Here is an 842-nt window from a genome sequence, read left to right as displayed (position 1 = left end):
GGCTCCGGAGCATTGGTGTGTTGCAGAGTGCCCTGCAGGCTTCCGGATAGATCGTAGCAAACGCCGTTGACGAGGTAGCGATGCGACCCCGTGCCATCTGTGGCGCTGAGCGGTTTGCTTTCCGAGCCGGACCCGCCGACATCGACGTCGCACACGGCGCTATCTTCTTCCTCCTCGTCCTCGCCATCGTCCTGCGCGAAGGCCGGCGACAACAAGCGCAAGAGACACAAGCAGATCATGCAAAAACGGCGAACGTGGCGCCCAAATGCCACCTCGCCGGACTTTTGGCGCAGCCCCGCGAATGCCGACACACCGCCACGCGACTTGTTTGCATCGACGGATGAGGCAGGCGCTCGAAAGACGCCCGGCTTTCGCCGACCCTCTTTGTCATCCTGCGGAAGGCTTGCTGCGGTCGAGAACGACCGTGCCACGCGCGCAACTGGCCGCGGGTTCCGCTTGCCAATCAGCATGCCGGGCTTGGCACACGCCGGAGCAGGAAGCCAACGACCCGAACCATGCAAGCGCTCTCCTTCAACCGACGCGTCATGCGTCTTCTAAAGCAAAAAGCGTCCTGCGCGCTTGACATTTTGGGCCAAGCATATCGGTGGCTGAACCATAATAGCGATACTCGGCGGGGGCTCGGCAGCGTCCCTGGGGTCGCGAGGCGTGCCGCCCGACTGTCTACGCGAACAGGTAGCCAGCCGCAGGTGTGAGATTTCGGTCAACGGCACAGTGCTGCATTGCGGCGGGAGGCCTATCAGGCCCCGCTACGTCGTCCTCCACGGACATTGATGGCCCGGCAGCGAAGCGTGTCCCCAAATGTCAACGCACGGCAGGTCGCG

At 63.2% G+C, this 842-nt stretch carries 1 protein-coding gene; it reads right to left on the bottom strand.

The features are described 5' to 3' along the window. Window positions 1–470: hypothetical protein (locus ACWGS9_RS35020; RefSeq protein ID WP_454509457.1), on the bottom strand; the 470-nt coding region annotated here is incomplete at its 3' end. Window positions 471–842: the final 372 nt, after the last annotated feature.

The sequence above is a fragment of the Mesorhizobium sp. Arg314 genome, from assembly GCF_053714275.1.
This window is presented reverse-complemented; position numbering and strand designations above follow the sequence as displayed.